Origin of the sequence: Endozoicomonas sp. ALD040 (genome assembly GCF_049275945.1) — a bacterium.
Classification (GTDB): Bacteria; Pseudomonadota; Gammaproteobacteria; order Pseudomonadales; family Endozoicomonadaceae; genus Endozoicomonas_A.
Map to the genome: position 1 here is coordinate 1,167,036 of NZ_CP184829.1, position 18,338 is coordinate 1,185,373.

The following is an 18,338-nucleotide window of genomic DNA, read 5'->3' on the forward strand; positions in this document are numbered from 1 at the left end:
GAACTTTCCTCCTGTCTGAAGGCCAAATCATTAAGCAATTTTAATAAAGGCCTGTCAGATAACAGGAGGGAAACTGACTATGGATGGTCGGATTGTTCCAGCTACAAACAAACACGCCCTTGATGATAATCTTTTTCATAATGACTTTGCAGCCAGGTTAGCAAAGCAGGATTTATCATCAGAGGCAAATAATGATGCAGGAATCTGCACTGAAGTAATTTTCTATGGGTGTCTCAATCTTGACCGTCAGTCTTGACCGGCAAAATTCAAATAGAACTTTCATCCATTTTGCAGGTCAAATATTCAAACAATTTCAATGTAGTCCTTCAAATGGCAGTAGGGAGATTGACTATGGATGGCCAGATTAAAGTAGAAATCAGCAAACCTTTTCCAGACACACACAGTGGCGTGCCAGCCACAGGAGCAAATCTGGCTTCATCGTCAGAGAATTTGGCTATCTGTCCCATTGTCACTCCCGAACTTACTAGATCTTCACCTCCAATTGACTTGCCTGACAAAGAGAGAACCGTATCCACAGTGGATTCCTCGCTCCAAAAGGCCCCTTATTGCTTCGATTTCCGTTTTGTCGCCAATGATGATGAGGTTCGACGGCTTTTAGTTGCCCAAACCTCTAATGAACATAGGGACGTCATTCTTATTGCCCACCCCGATGACCTCTCACAGGCTAACCTGGTGAGCCGGTTTAGTATTGCCGACGATGGTCGCTACACTCTGGGGTCTGGCAAGCTCTTTGAAAGTTCAAAGCCACTGACACTGGTGATGGATATCCGCAAACTCACCAGTGATGAACTGCCAAAATTTAACGATCTGCTGGACCCGGATAATCCCTGTCTTTATGACAAAGTCAGCCAGAAGAAACGCCCTCTGGGCGAGCATGTTTCTCTATGGGTCCTGGCAGCCCCTGCCCAGCTGGCATCGATTGGCCAGCTTGACGATGCACCGGGGGCCGTCGCACCGGGGGCCGTCGCACCGGGGGCTGATTTCTGGCGGCGAGTTAATCGACCGGAAAATACCTGGCAGTTCGACGCAAAGACTGGCAATGATCCATCGATGAAGATCGACAAAGTTCCTCCGGTATTGACTGAACTCCCCTGCTCCGAACGCACGACGGATGACAACAATACTGTTCTTATTGACTGTCACTTGCACAGTCACTGGCGACAGTTGCTGCTGGGCGGCCCCGGAGTGGATCAACAGGGGCGAATCCGGCACCTCCCCGGCAGGCTTGAGTCATTAAGGGCCGGACAAAGAGTGATTCTGAAAGGAGCCAACTGGCAGGATCTGGCCTTTGAACAAACAATTCGACAGATGCTGGCGCAACAATGTTTCGAGAGCAACGGGAAGATCTGTCAGTTACCCGACGATGTTCAGTTTTATCAGATGCCGGTACGGAATGAAGAGCTTCGTTCACGGTTCCAAAGCCTGTCCCGCTCTTGTGACAAAGAAGGCGACAAAGAAGGCAACAAAAAAGCTGACAAAGGACCTGATAAAAAGCACACAGCACCAGGCCCGATCATCATTAACCAGAGTAATATCGCGGAATGGCTGAGCCCGATTGCCATTGCCCCGGAAGGTTATGCAGCTCCTAACACCTGTCTGTTGGAGCAAATTCGGGCGGGTGGTGCAGTTACAGTAACGTCCCCACTCACTGTGGCACTATGGTTTCGTTTACTGGGTTCACTGCAGACGATTCGCGAGACGACAGATTTGCAGCCACAGCTTCAGGTAACTCATTCAAAACAGCAGCCGAAAGCTCTGGGAGTGTCAGAAAAGGATGAGCATCCTCTGCTCAATGTCAGAGATCAGTCTGCCTTCAGTGCAGTCAGTTATCAGCAGCACGCCCAGGCCAGTCAGTGGATCAATAGTCATCAGGAAACACCTCTGGTCATTCAGGTCAATGACCAGACCAGCTTTAGCCAGCTGTTTGATAACATCTATATCGCCTCGGAACAACAGGCTCATTTTGGACGACGTCAGAGTGACTTACAGAAGGCATTAAGCGCTGGCAAGCCGGTGGTATTCCGGGGACTCGAAACTAACCCAAAGCTTCAGCAGCTTCTGGAACCCCTGATGCTTGGACAACCTCTGTTGGTCAATGGCCAATTACAGGCCTACCCACAGGCTAATGTCACTCTACTCTGGCCTGAGTCCGTGAACAGCGCCTCTTCAGTATTGCGTTCGATGATTGCCAGGGGAAAATCGTGTCCTGAGGTCAATCTCTGGGATATCAATGCCCTCAAATATGATATCTCCCGCGCTGGACTGCCTGAACAGGCTCTGCACTTGCTTTACGAAGCGTCTGAAACCGTACCTGCCCACCTGTGTAACCCTTTGCCGGAAATGACCGAAGGCCTGTTGAGTAACCTGATACTGGCTGCCCGGCGAGCACAGCAGGTTGACCGCTCCCTGCAACTCCTGCCGTGCCACTGGCGCAAGGCCATCAACAGCGTCATCACCCATGGCACCCGGCAACATCCGCCCGTGCGTGATTTTATGAAAGTGGCTTGCTGGCACTTGTTACCGGATAAAACGCCGGATGAGAATCAAACTGCCTCGGTAGACCCGGATCACTTAAATGACATCATTAACAGTACTCTGCGGCTGAATAGAGCGTTTGTGGAGCAGAACCTGTGGCAACTGGCCAGAGCCTTTGACCCGGCAGTATTTAATGGAGCATTACAACTGTCCTATGAAAGTCCATTTCGACAGGAAAATAATGAAGCTCTGGACAGGCTCTGTGCCATGATCGTTGCCCATGTGCCTGAACGAGAGGCAATGGCACATCAGTTGCAAGTCGATCCGGAGGCAGCGGAGCAATATCAACCGTTAGCCATCAGGCCAGCAAGACAGATCAAACGTTTGCAAGATGCACTGGCTTCCGGTTGGCAATTGCCTTTGCCATCAGGACAAACCCGATCCGATGCCATTCACGCACTGGCCAGCGATTGTTTTCACATTGCCAGAACAACAAATTCCGAGGCAGCAGGCATTGAACGCATAAAACATCAACTGTCTGAATCACTGAAATGGTCGGGCTCCACCGATAGGTCTCTGTCAGCACTGGCCTGGGATCTTTATCACGGCGAGATGAGTCAGAAGGATCGTGAAAGTCGTCGTTTATCCCGACTCCATGACCGGCTTACGGACTCTCCCGTTATCTTCCTTGAGGGAGAAACCGGCACTGGGAAAAGTTACTTTTCTGCCACAATGGCGAAGGCTTCAGGGCAGGCTTCGGTGTTGTCCCTTGGACCTACTGATAGCGAACAGACCCTGATGAAACGCTGGCAGTGGCAAGAACACGACGATGGCGACCGCTCTATGGCGGAGCAAAACCGGGCGTTGATGGAATGGGCCAATACCGAATCCGACAAAGACGGAGGCTATGTCACACTGGTTCTGGATGAAGCCAACCTCGCCAAAACCGGATTACTGGCGTCATTGAATGGCTTGTGGGAACCGGAACCCTGCATCTATGTGAACGGTCATCCTGTTCCGGTCAGCACAAAACACCGGGTGATTCTCACCGGCAACCCCGATCACTACGCCGGACGCCAAATGGACCCGACCCTGAAAGAGAAATTGCCCAGGGCTTACTACCCACGCCTGGATCAAGCTTTCCTTCGCGACAGAGTGGTGGAACCGGCTCTGGTCAATCAGTTACAGCGACATCTGTCGGAGCCTGAAATAAACGACATTGCACACACTGCCACCAAGAGTGTGATGGCACTCTGGCAATATTATCCGGAACTATTGCCCGAACATGAGTTCACTCCCAGGGATTTAACGGATATCTGCAGTTGGGTGGGCTGGTATCTGGATCGTGCGTTATCCAAAGGAGACAGTGTTAGCTGTGAGCAAGTGAACAGTTTGATCCAACAAAGTTTCCGGGATGTACTGGGTAGCGAAATCAGCGAAACTCATCAGGATGCCCTGTCAGCACTGGAGATCTGGTTTGCTGCCCGCTACCACCCGGACAACACCCTGAGCGACAGAGTTCGTGCACAGAACCTGGAGGATATACAGCAGCCTTTCATACAACTCACCGAACAAACCCGACCTGAGTTTGATACCTCCGGATCGGCAGTCATTGAGCTGGTGCAGCGGCTTGGGCAGGATTTAAGCCGCTGTCAGCAGGCTTATCATCTCGGCAGAAAACACGGCGGCCGTCAGGCGACGCTGGTTGAAGGCCCGGCTGGACGGGGTAAGGATGTCACGCTGAACCTGATGATTGAAAGTGTCAGGCAGCAGGCTGAGCAACGGGGAGAATCCATGCCGGAAGTCTTTCTCCTGAATGCCTGTGATTGTTCCTGGGACAAAGTGTGTGAAGCGATCCGGAAGGCAAAAGTCGACGGTGGCATCGTGGTGATTTCGGAAATGAATCTGATCGACAGCCAGCATCTGGAAGGTGAGTTAAACGATATTCTGGCCGGTGATGCCCATCCGGGTTTCCATCTGTTCGCCACCATCAACCCGCCTGACTACAGTGGGCGAAAACCCTTATCACCGGCGCTGAAAGGACGTTTCAGACATTTGCCGATCCGCCAGTATAACCAGACCGAATTGCAGACCATTGCCGAAAAAGTCTTGCCAGAGACCACGGAGGGGAAATTCGCGGCTAAAAAGCTGACTGAGCAACATTGTCGATTGAGGGCCGACCTGCAACGAAAAAACCTGCCGTTACAGCCCACCAGCCTTGATTTACAGAAGGTCGCCAGGGCTGTTATGAAAAGGAGCGACTTTAGCGAAAAAAGACTTCATCAATGCTTCGATCAGCACTACCGACTTTATCTGATGGCCGCCGACCTGTCACTGGAGCAACTGCCTGAGTCATCGACTCTTGCCATGGATGAAGGAGCGCTTGATCCTGTACTGTGCCATTGGTTCTACCAGACAGTAACGCGCATTAATCGCCCGTGGTTGATACGACAGAGTAACCGCAACAGTATGGATGAAAAAAAACATGAAATTTGTATCAACACTCATCTGCATGAAAAGAAAGTCAAAACGGAAATCATCAGGAGGGTGGCTCAGGCAGAATGGCGGGCATCCGGTCTTCCCCTGAAGCCGGACCAGTCAGACGATATTCTCACCCGGGCACTGTACCGACACTGGCAGAAAAGCTGGTTTGATCGTCAGTTTGGTGGCTCGGACGTGGACGCCAACAGTGTATTCCCCCTGACAAAAGAAGAGGAACAAACACTGAAAATGCCAGCTAACCAATCTTATCTTCAGGAGGCTGACCAGCAGATAAACTCGTGGAATTCCAATGCCGTTAAATGGTGGCCTGCGTTCTGGCAGCAGATAAGTGCGCAACCGGACCATCGGGCTGACGATTCTGAAAAATACATCCCACAAGCCTTCGAGAAACAGTCTGAGGTATTGGACTGGAGCACAAACTATGAGAACCAGAAGAAGCCTGTCGTTGAAGACTATAAAGTTTTTAATACGCAGACGCCCTCTTCCCGGATGTATCGCTGGCGGGCAAAGGATATTCATGTAACTCCTGAGGGTGACATCAAACTGATCGAGATCAGTGATAAACACATTCAAAGGGTCGAAGCCCTGATGCCTGCACGATTGCCGGGGCAAGGCCAGGAAGTGAGATTAACCAGCAATCAAACGCTGGCAACCCTGAAGGTGTCACCGGCGAATGGTCAATGTGCATTACCCAGCCTGACGCCTGAGGATTACATCGTGGCCCTGCGTATCGAGCCCGATTTGGCATTCACCCTGATCAGGGACCGATACACCGGGCTTCACTTATTGACTATTCCAGAGGCAAAAGCCAGGCAGAGTATTCAAGTGACTTATGTCGTAGAACCCGACAAAAAGACTTCGGCTAAAGGCGCCCGACCAGAACGATCAATACTTTTTGACCACAGTTGTTCAGAAGGTATGACAACAGTACTGGACAAATTGTTTGAGACCACTGGCGAACAAACATCCGAAGTAAAGGTGCTGTTGGAGACAATAAAAGACGCTAAAAACACGGAGCAACGCATTGAGGCGATAAAAGACTATTGCCAACAGTTTTCCGGTAAGGCTGCACCAGAGCCTGGTAAGAATTTCTTTGAATTTCTCGTAACAGAGCGGCAAGGCAGCTGTCGCCATCGTGTGCCTGTTTTTATTGCTTTTTGTCGTTATTTCGGGATTCCATGTCGGCAAATTGATAACCGCATCCATAGCTTTGCCGAGTACTCCGGGGATGACGGCCAAACCTGGAAGCCCGTGGATTTGGGCGGAGCGCCTGTAGTGCCAACAGAAATCACACCTGCCTTTCAGCCCAACATCAGGTTTCCCGGTTCCAGCACTGCATTAAAGCAGATTGAGAATCTCCTGAAACGGGCTGATTCAGCACAACTGCAAACTCTGGCCAAAGCCTGTGGAATAAATCTTGAGGAACTGAAAAAGGCCCTTGAGACAAACAGCGTATTGCCAGAAACCGATCTAAGTATTTCCGAACTATTAAATAACCTTTGGAAGGAAAAAAATTTAACCGCCTTTACCATGGGCATCTCAGTGATTGAGTCACTGGGAACAGAAGTATTGGGCTCTTACGAGGAGGCATTTAAATGGATAGCGGAGGCAGTCATACAAATATTGTCCAACAGTGATGAAGATAAGGTCACTGAACCACTAAAGTTACTCCATTCAAAATTGATTGAGCAGGCCGGGGTAACTCATGACAAGTGGCTGCTTGCAATAGAATTTGTACTGGGGCACAGTGACTTGACCAATCCTTCGGTTCTTCAGTTTGCGCGTAAAGCCATGGCATTGAATTGGCTGCATCCGGTGCCGTTCTCACAAAGCCATTTAGTATGGGCCCATAATCATCATGAGTTATTGGTGCGTCTGGAAGGCATTGATCAACTGAAGGTTGAGGCCGCCCGTTGTCTGAAAAAGTGGTATGAGCATTTTTTGTCCAGGGAAAAAAATAGTCAGGCGTTTCTGCTGGCTCATAAAAGACTTCGGGAGAAAGAAGGCAGTATCTTTTTCATCACTGATTCTCATGATGGTTTTTCGCCATTTCTGGAAGGTAACATTGTCAGCTCATCTATACGGACCGCCTGGACCGATCAACCCGGGGGCATTCCGAATATAGAACGAATGCTGTTGCACCATCCTGCGTTTGTACAGTTAACCACAGGCAAGGATAACCACCGTCCGGTGATTATCCTGGGGCAACCTGACTGGTACGGAACAGAGCTTAATAAAATGGGCGATGTTCTGTTTCACCGAATAGTTAAGAACAGCCCTGAACTGCAGCAGTTGTTGGAAAAGATGAGACCAGAGTCCATTGAGGTGCAGTCAGAGGTCCAACAGCATTTGGATGATTTAAAAAACAGATGCATGAGCGCAATTCTGCAAGCCTTCACTTATTACCTGTATCAAGTGACACACTCGAAAGGCGGTTGTTTAAGTTTTTGTTGGGGCGATGCCTGCGTCGCGGAATCTGAGAATGACGGCTACTATGGCGCTCATGATCCATCTTCACCAGAGATCCTGTTTGACATGATGTGTAATATTAACAGCTCTTTTTTGTTTCAGAAGTCTGTTAAGGATGCCTACTTAATGCGGGCACAAAATACCAATAATGCTCTGATACTCAAATCCCGGGAGATGACAACCATTCTCGAAGAGTTTTTGAGCAGCGTGAATTTAAATTCGATTTATGAGTCATTGGGTAGTTGATAAGCGTTTGACCGTGATGAGTTTTTCAAGATCATTGACTTTCCTATATGGTTACGGGAAAGCATCCAAATGCAACTTTTCTCCTGTCTGAAGGTCAAATCATTAAACAATTTCAAGACAGTCTCACGAATGAGAGCAGAGAGGTTAACTATGGATGGTCTGACTGGCGGGAAGATAAACGAACCCGTTCCTTATTGTGGCGCGTCAGCCAACAGAGCAAAGCAAGATGCACCGTCAAACATTGCAGAAGTCTCTGATGTCGTTCCCAAACTCGGTCCATCGTCGACTCCGGTCAGGATACCAGACAAGGCGAGAACCGTATCCGCAACGGATTCAGCAACGGCTATGACTGGCTGCGACCGCCAGTGGGCCAGCTTGCCTCTGGAAGTACTGGAGAAAATCGCCAGTTATTTAGCCATCGAAGATATCAATCATTTCGGGCAAACATCGCCGACAATGGGCGATCGCCTGAGGTCATGCGGTCTGGAAGAGGTTCATCACTTCCTCTCCCTGACCAGACAAAGGCAGACTGAGTGCCGGGCAATCATTCAGTCCAGTCATTTACTCCTTGAGTACCTCAGGACATTGTCCATATTTTCTGTTTGCCATTTCCCCGCGCAACTGGGTCCGGCCTTTTACTCCTTTTATGCCAGCCATTTACGCCAGCAGATTCTTGATGGGGTCACACTGACCCTTATACCCACTGACAGCATAAATGTTCATAGCCTTAAACATCACCTGTGTGATCATATTCCCATCATCATTGAGAACAAGGCGGAGAACTATAGTGATATTCTGGCTCCGGACCCTGATGGCCATTGGCTCAGGGAAGCTGAGATCAAACACGGTAATCTGTTCAGTTATGGTCATCAGCAGGCCGACCATATTTTATCTGTCCCGCAACCCTTTCCGCGAGATATTATGCCAACGGGATCTTTTAGCGACAAAAACAGCGACAAAGTGCATTTTCTGTCAGTTTATGAACGCAAGAAGGATTCGTGGATTGAGCAACAACTGACAACAGGTGAGGTTTTTCCTGAATGTGAGGATAAGCATATCTCCAGCATCTGCCTGTCACCCGATGCCAGGTCACTGGTCTGTATTAACCAGTGGCGGGCTGTAGCTATTCTGGGTCGGGGTGCTGACGGTCAGTGGATCAATAAAGGCAACATTAATACACGTCTTCTTGATCGGCTATTCAGTGCCGACAGCAATCATCTTGTGCTTTACGGTAGTAACTCACGCATCAGGCTGATGAGCAAGGCAGACGACGGATCCTGGTCTGAAACGGGTAACATTACTATTAAAGATCCTGCTGATGATCTGAAAGAAACGCCCAGTGGCGAAAAAGTGAGCAACTTTGGGTGTGATCTTCGCGTGGTATTCAGTCCGGATAACCGTCACTTTGCCGCATGGTTTGAGGATGCCGGCAATGATTCCCGTCACGGTGATATTGAACGGGATTATTTCTTTGTCGTCATTTTTGCCTTTGACCCTCAAGGGCAGTGGCGTGAAAAACAGAGAATCATTGAATACTGTGACCAGCCAACCCGGTATTTCCAGCTTAAACCTGAATTTAGCGCCGATGGTCGGCTTCTGATTATCACCACCGAGGAAAGTATTGATATCTGGGAATTAACTCACGAACAATGGCGGCGATCTAAACGGGAGAAGCCCGAAGACGGCGGTGGTGAAATTCAATTTTCTGTGGACCCTTGTGAATTCATCAGAAGAAGCGGGCGTGAGGTAACGATCTGGCGCAAAGCAGCGTCCGGAATCTGGGGCGTGACACAAACATTTCCGGCTGAGTCCCTGGTGGTAACCGGTCCCAGCGGTGAAACCATTGTTTGTAACGATCCTGCCGGACACACTGATCTCTATCAACGTCAGCCTTTTGCTGAATCTTTCTGTCAGCCATTCGGTGAACCCGCCGCCGTTCAGTGGGTCAATCAACGCATCGGGTTCTCTATCGTAAAAGCAGATTTCAATCAGGAAGGTTGCCTTCTGGCTGTAGTTCCCAAGACGGATACGCGCAGCCTGATTCTGTTCGGGTTGACGGCAGACGGGAACTGGCTGGAAAGGGCCCGTTTGCAAACAGAAGGCAGGATTTACAAATTTTGCTTCAGCCCGTGCAGCCGCTCCATTCAAGTCACCAGTTTGCGCCCTGACAGCTGTGCCAGAAGGCGAGAGTTTTATTCGCTCTGGCAGATCATGCCCGATGAACTGGCTTTCGCAGGGCGGGATGACTTTTCAGACTAGGCTTTGGTGCCAAAGTCTATGGAACTTTTCTCCTTTCTGAAGGTCATACCACCAGACAATTTCAATGCAGTCCTTTAGATGACAGGAGAGAAGTTTACGATGGATGGCCGGATTAATGAGAAAAGCAACACTCCCTTTCCAGACACTGAGCCACCAGCCAACAGAGCAAAGCAAGATGCACCGTCAAACATTGCAGAGGTCTCTGATGCCATTCCCAAACTCAGTCCATCGTCAACTCCAGTCAGGATGCCGGACAAGACGAGAACCGTATCCGCAGCGGATTCAGCAACGGCTATGACTTGTTTCGACCGCCAGTGGGCCAGCTTGCCTCTGGAAGTGCTCGAGAAAATCGCCAGCTATTTAGCCATCGAAGATATCAATCATTTCGGGCAAACATCGCCGACAATGGGCGATCGCCTGAGGTCATGCGGTCTGGAAGAGGTCCATCACTTCCTCTCCCTGACCAGGCAAAGGCAGACTCAGTGCCGGGCAATCATTCAGTCCAGTCATTTGCTCCTTGAGTATCTCAGAACATTGCCTATATTTTCTGATCGCCGCTTCCCTGCACAACTGGGCCCGGCCTTTTACGCCTGTTATGCCAGCCATTTGCGCCAGCAGATTCTTGATGGGGTCGCATTGACTCTTATACCTGGTGGCAGTTTAAATGTTCATAAATATCGTCATCATCTGCGTGATTATATTCCCATTATCATTGAGGAAAAGGCGCAGAACTTCAGTGATATTCTGGCTCCGGACCCTGATGGTCACTGGGTCAGGAAAGCTGAGATCAAACACGAAAAACTGGTCAGTTATGGCGGTCAGCAGGCCGACTATATTTTATTTGTCCCGCAACCCGTTACACCAGCCCCTGAGCGAACGGAACCTCTTAGCCAAAAATACAGTGGCAAAGAGCACTTTCTGTCTGTTTATGAATGCAACAACGATTCCTGGGTTGAGCAACAACTGACATCGGATGAGGTTTTTCCTGAATGTAAGAATAAGCGCATCTCTAAAATGCTACTGTCACCTGATGCCAGGTCACTGGTCTGTACCAAATGGGGGCACACCGTTGCTATTCTCGGTCAGGATGCCGATGGGCGGTGGGTCAATAAAGGCAACATTAATGCACACCGTAATCGTTACCAGCTATTCAGTGCCGACAGCAATCACCTTGTGATTTATAGTGGCTCATACATGACGTTGATGAGTCGGGCAGAGGATGGATCCTGGTCACAAACGGGTGACATTTTTGTTACAGATCCTGCTGATAATCTGAAACAAACGCCCAGTGGCGAAAAATTGAGCAACTTTGAGATTGATTTTGATGTGGTATTCAGTCCGGATAACCGTCATTTTGTCGTATGGTTTGAAGATGCCGATGAAGACTCCGGTGAGTTTGATATTGAGCGGGATTATTTCTTTGTCGTCATTTTTGCCTGTGACCCGCAAGGGCAGTGGCGTGAAAAACAGAGAATCATTGAATTCTGTCATCATCCAACCCGGTATTTCGATCTTAAACCTGAATTTAGCCCCGATGGTCGTCTTCTGATTATCACCACCGAGAACAGTATTGATATCTGGGAATTGACTGACGACAAATGGCAGCGATCTGAACGGGAGAAGCCCCGGTGTGGCGGCGGTAAGATTTATTTTTCTGTGGACCCTTGTGAATTCATCAGAAAAAGCAGGCACGGCGTAGCAATCTGGCGCAAGGCAGCGTCCGGAATCTGGGGCAAGACACAAACATTTCCGGCTGAATCCCTGGTAATAGCCAGTCCCAGCGGTGAAACCATTGTTTGTAACGATCCTGCCGGACATACTGATCTCTATCAACGTCAGCCTTTTGCTGAATCTTTCGGTCAGCCATTCGTTGAACCCGCCGCCGTTGAATGGGTCAATCAACGCATCGGTTTTTCTATCATGAAAGCAGGTTTCAACCAGGAAGGTTGCCTTCTGGCTGTGGTTCCTAAAACAGCTGAGCACAGCCTGATTCTGTTCGGATTGACGGCAGACGGGAGCTGGCTGGAAAGAGCCCGTTTACCGACAGAAGGCAGGATTAAGAAATTTTGTTTCAGCCCCTGCAGCCGCAATCTCCAGGTCACCAGTTTACGCCCTGCTTCTGGCGGTGTTAGAGCGCAAGAAGTTTTTTCGCTCTGGCAGATCAGACCCAATGCAATGGCTTTCGGCTTCTCTTTAATAGTTACTCCAATCAATGGAAGTGATATTGAATAGAGGCGGGATATTATTAGCTGCTTGTAAAAATAATTCACTTTTAGTAAAAACATCTACCAAAGTTAAGAAGGTATATCTTCTCCCTTTGCAAGTCATCGTGCATATCTAACCTGGAATAAAAAGTATCTTTGAAACCAATACCAGATAACATGATACTCCATTCTGCTTTATGAGCTTTTATATCTGAGTAGTATTTCCTTGCTTCATCTTTATCTAAGGGTGTGCGACTCATTTTAGATTGAAAATGGCAAAATAATCCATTATGTAAAAACTCACCATCTATGCCATCATCAGGCCCAAGAGGGCCAGGTGTGAACCCCAGCCGGTAGGCAAACCTACGACCAATTTCTTGTTTGCCTCTACTATCTAATGAAACGATTGAGTCAGCTAAATTAATTGCTTGAGCCTTGTTGAGAGTAATCATAACAAACTTTGGCTCATTTTGATTAAGCCGAAAACAGTTATAAGTTCATTCATATATTCTGGATGTTTTTCCAATTCAGTTTCTGATTCAGTTGACACATTAAAGTCGATTTCTACTCCTTCCATTGATGATGGAAATTCGGTTTCATCAAAGTCATCTTTGGAACAAGAGTATGCCCCATAGTTGGCAAGAGTATTAAAAAACACATGTTTTGAAAAATGCAAAGCAGCTTGTAATTTTTTTGCCATTTCTATCTGCTGCTCAGTCAATTTTATTTTAATGACGCTCTCATTATTATCAACTAAATCATCTATATCTGAGAGAGCCTCGTCTACAAATTTGCTATTGTTGCTCATTGGTGCGCTCCTATATGCTATTGACAGCTTCCTGCAGGATGTCCTTTATGTACTCAGGATGCCCTTTATGTACTCACAACCGGGATACTCCCAAACGAACTTGCCATTAAGTAAGGGCTTTTTCGAAATTCTCAGGATCATAATTAATTGGACGAGAAACAGTAATTTTCAATCCAGAATGACTTTCATAGCAACTATCTACTGCATCTTGGATTCGACCTTTATCTTCTCCCATAGGAACAATCAAAACTGGGAAAATATAACCAGTATGATTGTTCATTGAAGCTATTAGGGCAAGTGTATCTTTCAGTCTTCCAATAGCTAGTGCAGCCAAGCCTTGATATCCATACAGGCCACTCGTTCCGATACTCTGAGGTCGTCATTCCCGCGAAGGCGGGAATCCAGCGCCAACAGCGGGTCTCTGCTTTCTCGCGGATGAAAAGGCCAGGGGGACACCGGGCAGTATGGTTCTGGTGATGAGTCTGTGTGGATTCCCGCCTTCGCGGGAATGACGGGAGTGAGGCCGGAAATGACGGGAGGGGAACGGGTTTTGCGACACCCTCTGTTGCGTGGGAACGAGGGGTGTATGGATATCAGAGCTTAGCTGCACTAGTGCTTGCTTATCTCGGTCAGGCTCCTGGTGACAACTGGTCAGGGTTCTCGATCAGGCGCTTTTCAGATTTTCACCAGACAGCTGTTGTTTAAACCAGGCCAGCTGGTGTTCAAGGGCGGCGAGCTTCTGGTCCCGTTTCACCAACAGCGCCTGCATCTGCTGAAGCAGTTGCAGGGATAGCGTCCGAACAGATTTATTTTTCCTGACCGTGGCCGTTCATATCCAGCAAATCAATATTCATTTTCATCCACAGCAGAGTAGCAGCCAGGTTCACGTTATGGCAGGCTCCATCATTGACGGTTAACAAACCCCGAGTTTCATCGATCACCTGATTCACCTCCTCTTGGCTTTCTTCAGGGAATTCATCCAGCAACCGTTTTAGATTCCTCTGTCCCTGGGTCAGATGTGCAAACCTCAGAGGAAACTGGCGCAACTGATACAAATTAACCAAATCTTGTTCCAGCCCTGATTCCTTCCAGGTTCGGATCGCCGTAGCAATAAAGAAGTCCAGGTCTTGCGCATTAAAGGCAGGTTTGTCTGCTGCTTTGATAAAGTCCTTAGCCTCCCCATTGACTACCAATCGCCCCAGTTGTTCGGCCCCCTCTAAATACATTATCTGCAAAAAAAACGTCATCATGGTGTCTTCATTAAGGGCTTCTTTGTCCACATAATAACCGTTTTGAGGCAACATAGGGGATTCCAACAATGTTTTCAGATCGTGCAACATAAATGACTCACAACCAAAGTCATTGACTTGACGTCCAGGCAGAAAGAAAAACCGGGAATCAGTAAAGCCGTGATATTTTATCGCCAGTGTCAGCACTAAACCGACAAGGTGCGACATGGGTGAATAAGTTTGTTCTGGGTAGCGCTTAAAAGTCCTTAGACTATCAACAAAAAAAAACCGATAATGCCCTTTGCTATTCCTCCTGATAGAAACAACACTGACGTGACCTGATTTATCCTGAAAAATATAATTTTTTGTTTCTTCTGCTGTCATTAATGGCAGCTGGGTTATAAACAATGCAAGTAGCTGATGAAGACAATGATAGGAGCCAAGGTAAGCATGCATGAGTTTTCTCATATCCAGATTAGCTGCTTCCTCAAGCCTGTAAACAAACTCGTGATCGGTCAGACCTTCGGGTAACTCAATTTGAGGTAACAGAACTTTGGCAAATAATTTGATTATATGTATTGAAAATATCCTAAGCCCTGGATAGTCAAGTAAAACATGTATCATTTCACCTCTTTCCAGCTTTCCAGGAAAGTAAAGTTGAAGCACCCTTAGAATCGCTTTACCACGGTGTTGTTTGTTTTCCAGAGCTCCTTTTTCTGCCAAAATATCGGGGTTTGCCTCATACAATTTTTCCAATTCTGCATTAAAATCATCAATATTTTTTTTCTGATCTACTGTTTTCAATGACTTTTCAGCAGCCTTAAGAATTTCTTTCAGTTTTTCAAGATGCCTGGCATGACTCTTATCATTACCGGAAGCCGATGCTGACGCTGCACCAGAGCCTGATGAACCCGAAGAGCCAGAAATGCCCTGCTCTTTCGTACTTTGTTTTTTACTTTGTTGCTCTTGCTGCGGCGGCGGAGATTTACCGTCGGTTTTAGATTGCTCCTTGTTTTCGTCGCCATAACGGTTTAATTCGAATGAATAGCCAGTAAACACCGTTCCTTTATCTGGCTGTAACCCTTCCCCTTCAGAAAAAGGCGAAGTGATTATTGAATCTTTTTTTCCCTTCTTTAACAGAGACAGCAGAACAATCCCAGACTTAGGTAAACGAATAGGGTCAGATAAAAAAGAGGAAAGAATTTCATCGACACCATTGCCAGAGACCAATAATGAAGCATAAGGAACTTCAGCCTGACTAATAACTGACAAAAAAACGCCGACAGCAACAAAGGCGCAGCAGATATTCTTCATTACAAATAACTAAGCTCCAAGAGATAAAAGCACCATTCTAGATAAAAAAGCTCAGAATTGCCTGACCCCAGGAGCCTGATAATTTTCGGACAGGCACTAGTATAGGCATAAAAAAAACAATCTCTTCCGTTTTAATGGACACTCAAATCCAACTATCCAGCAGTGATTCATGCGTCTGTGATAACAGAACCCCTGGTATCTGACAGCAGTCCGATATGAAGTTGTTAAAGAAAATTACTCCCCTGCTTATCAAATACAAAGGTTCTTATTACATCCTATGAATTTTCAATGCTCTCAATCTACACGGCATTCATGTGAAGAGAAAGCTGCCCCAGAATTTGATGTTTAAACCCGTACAGCCACACTCTCCAGGTCACCAGTTTACGCCCTGCCGCTGGCGGTGTTCAGTAATGTTCTGGTACTGAAATCCGATGAGTTGACAACCATTACCGATTTCTTCCACTGGTTGCGGGTAACCATCCAAATAGAACTTTTCTCCTTTCTGAAGGTCATAAGTACCTAACCAGACAATTTCAATGCAGTCCTTTAGATGACAGGAGAGAAGTTCACGATGGATGGTCGGATTAATGAGAAAAGAAACACTCCCTTTCCAGGTAGTGAGCCACCAGCCAACAGAGCAAAGCAGGATGTAGCGTCAAACATTGCAGAGGTCTCTGATGTCATTCCCAAACTCAGTCCATGGCCAACTCCGGCCAGGATGCCTGACAAGACGAGAACCGTATCCACAGCGGTTTCAGCAACAGCTACGACTTGCTCCGACAGCCGACTGGTTAGCTTGCCCGTGGAAGTGTTCAACAGAATCGCCAGCTATTTATCCATCAACGATATCAATCATTTTGGGCAAACATCGCCAACAATGGGCGATCGCCTGAGGTCATGCGGCCTGGATGAGGTCCATTACTTTCTCTCCCTGACCAGGCAAAGGCAGTCTTCGTGCCGGGCAATCATTCAGTCCAGTCATCTACTCCTTGAGTATCTCAGAACATTGCCCATATTTTCTGACCGCCACTTCCCTGCGCAACTGGGCCCAGCCTATTACTCCTGTTATGCCAGCCATTTGCGCCAGCAGATTCTTGATGGGGCCGCATTGACCTTTATACCCATTGGCAGCCTGGATGTTCATTATCACCATCATCTGCGCGATCATATTCCCATTATCATTGAGAGAAAGTCGGAGAACTACAGTGATATTCTGGCTCCGGATCCTGACGGTCAATGGGTCAGGGAAGCTGAAATCAAACACAATGACCGTGTCAGTTATGGTCATCAATGGGCCGACCATATTTTATTTGTCCTGCATCGCGTTCCCCGAGGTCTTATGCGAAGGGGACCCCTTAGCCACCAATACACCGGCAAAGAGCATTTACTGTCTGTTTTTGAACGCAAGAAAGATTCGTGGGTTGAGCAACAACTGACGACGGGTGATGTTTTTCCTCAAGATGAGAACAAGTACATGAATGAGATGCACTTGTCACCTGATGCCAGTTCACTGGTCTGTATTCACAATGGGGAAGCCGGTGCTATTCTCGGTCGGGGGGCTGATGGGCAGTGGGTCAATAGAGGCAAGATTAACACAGGCCAAAATCATCATTTGCTGTTCAGTGCCGACAACAATCATCTTCTGCTTTATGACGGATCATACATTACTTTGATGAGTCGGGCAGAGGATAAATCCTGGTCACAAACGGGCAACATTGTTGTTACAGATCCTGCTGATGATCTGAAAAAAACGCCCAGTGGCGAAACAGTGAGCGACTTTGACTTTGATCTCGATGTGAAATTCAGCCCGGATAACCGCCATTTTGTTACATGGTTTGAGGATGCCGGCGATGATAGCAATCTTGGTGCAATTGAACGGGACTATTTCTTTGTCGTCATTTTTGCCTGTGATCCGCAAGGGCAGTGGCATGAAAAAAAGAGAATCATTGAATACTGTGACTGGCCAATGCGGTATTTCTTTATCAAACCTGAATTTAGCCAGGATGGTCGGCTTCTGATTATCACCTCCGAAAAAAGTTTTAATATCTGGGAATTGGATACTGACGACAAATGGCAACTCTCTTATCGGGAGGAGTCCCAGGGTGGCGGTGGTGATTTTTATTTTCCTGTGGACCCTTGTGAATTCATCAGAAGAAGCGGGCGCAGCGTAACGATCTGGCGCAAGGCAGCCTCCGGAATCTGGGGCGAGACACAAACCTTTCCGGCTGAGGCCCTGGTAGTAGCCAGTCCCAGCGGTGAAACCATTGTTTGTAACGATCCTTCTGGCCACACTGATCTCTATCAACGCAAGCCTTTTGCTGAATCTTTCGATCAGCCATTCGCTGAACCCGCCGCCGTTGAGTGGGTCAATCAACGCATCGGGTTTTCCATCGTAAAAGCAGATTTCAATCAGGAAGGTTGCCTTCTGGCTTTAGTTCCCAGTACGTGTACACAAAGCCTGATTCTGTTCGGGTTGACGGCAGACGGGAGCTGGGTGGAAAGGACCCGTTTGCAAACAGAAGGCAGGATTGAAAAATTTTGCTTCAGCCCGTGCAGCCGCACCCTTCAAGTCACCAGTTTGCGCCCTACTCATGACCATGTCAGAGAGCAAGAGGTTTTTTCGCTCTGGAAGATCATGCACTCCCGTCATTCGCGAGAATGACGACCTCCTTCGCGGGAATGGAAACATTAACTGAGCACCTGATTCAGTGCAGCCGAACAACAGCCTGAACACCCCTGAAGAGAGGTGACAGTTAAAATGGAACTTTCATCCCATTTTAAGATCTAAGTTATTAAACGCCTTAAATGCAG

At 47.8% G+C, this 18,338-nt stretch carries 10 protein-coding genes; 5 read left to right on the top strand and 5 right to left on the bottom strand.

The features are described 5' to 3' along the window. Positions 1 to 79 precede the first annotated feature (79 nt). The 4 genes from ACOJUN_RS03960 (at position 80) to ACOJUN_RS03975 (ending at position 12,204) form a co-directional block, all read left to right on the top strand. Positions 80 to 256 (top strand): hypothetical protein, encoded by a 177-nt coding sequence (locus ACOJUN_RS03960; RefSeq protein ID WP_422135371.1) that lies wholly within the window; start codon positions 80 to 82, stop codon positions 254 to 256. 95 nt (positions 257 to 351) lie between these two features. Then, on the top strand, positions 352 to 7,713 hold the full coding sequence (locus tag ACOJUN_RS03965) for an AAA family ATPase (RefSeq protein ID WP_422135372.1): 7,362 nt from the start codon (positions 352 to 354) through the stop codon (positions 7,711 to 7,713). 150 nt (positions 7,714 to 7,863) lie between these two features. Next, positions 7,864 to 9,972: an F-box protein gene (locus ACOJUN_RS03970; protein WP_422135373.1), complete on the top strand. Its 2,109-nt coding sequence runs from the start codon at positions 7,864 to 7,866 to the stop codon at positions 9,970 to 9,972. Positions 9,973 to 10,071: 99 nt separating this feature from the next. Continuing rightward, positions 10,072 to 12,204, top strand: coding sequence for a hypothetical protein (locus ACOJUN_RS03975; RefSeq protein ID WP_422135374.1), 2,133 nt, complete (start codon positions 10,072 to 10,074; stop codon positions 12,202 to 12,204). A gap of 40 nt (positions 12,205 to 12,244) precedes the next feature. Here the strand turns inward: ACOJUN_RS03975 and ACOJUN_RS03980 are convergent, their stop codons facing one another. The 5 genes from ACOJUN_RS03980 to ACOJUN_RS04000 all read right to left on the bottom strand — a co-directional run bounded on the left by ACOJUN_RS03980 (position 12,245) and on the right by ACOJUN_RS04000 (position 15,527). Then, on the bottom strand, positions 12,245 to 12,628 hold the full coding sequence (locus ACOJUN_RS03980; protein ID WP_422135375.1) for a hypothetical protein: 384 nt from the start codon (positions 12,626 to 12,628) through the stop codon (positions 12,245 to 12,247). Further along, the gene (locus tag ACOJUN_RS03985) at positions 12,625 to 12,984 is read right to left on the bottom strand and encodes a hypothetical protein (protein WP_422135376.1); all 360 of its coding nucleotides are present in this window, start codon (positions 12,982 to 12,984) and stop codon (positions 12,625 to 12,627) included. Before ACOJUN_RS03985 ends, ACOJUN_RS03980 begins: the two co-directional genes overlap by 4 nt. A gap of 106 nt (positions 12,985 to 13,090) precedes the next feature. Further along, on the bottom strand, positions 13,091 to 13,318 hold the full coding sequence (locus ACOJUN_RS03990; RefSeq protein ID WP_422135377.1) for a hypothetical protein: 228 nt from the start codon (positions 13,316 to 13,318) through the stop codon (positions 13,091 to 13,093). Next, entirely contained in the window at positions 13,306 to 13,440 is a 135-nt protein-coding gene (locus ACOJUN_RS03995) for a hypothetical protein (RefSeq protein WP_422135378.1), read from the bottom strand. The genes ACOJUN_RS03990 and ACOJUN_RS03995 overlap by 13 nt, the downstream gene beginning before the upstream one ends. A 350-nt stretch (positions 13,441 to 13,790) precedes the next feature. Beyond that, positions 13,791 to 15,527 (bottom strand): hypothetical protein, encoded by a 1,737-nt coding sequence (locus ACOJUN_RS04000; protein ID WP_422135379.1) that lies wholly within the window; start codon positions 15,525 to 15,527, stop codon positions 13,791 to 13,793. A gap of 571 nt (positions 15,528 to 16,098) precedes the next feature. Here ACOJUN_RS04000 and ACOJUN_RS04005 point away from each other — a divergent pair. Next, positions 16,099 to 18,189 carry a hypothetical protein gene (locus tag ACOJUN_RS04005; protein ID WP_422135380.1) on the top strand — a complete coding sequence of 697 codons (2,091 nt, stop codon included), beginning with the start codon at positions 16,099 to 16,101 and terminating at the stop codon, positions 18,187 to 18,189. The last annotated feature ends 149 nt before the right edge of the window (positions 18,190 to 18,338 follow it).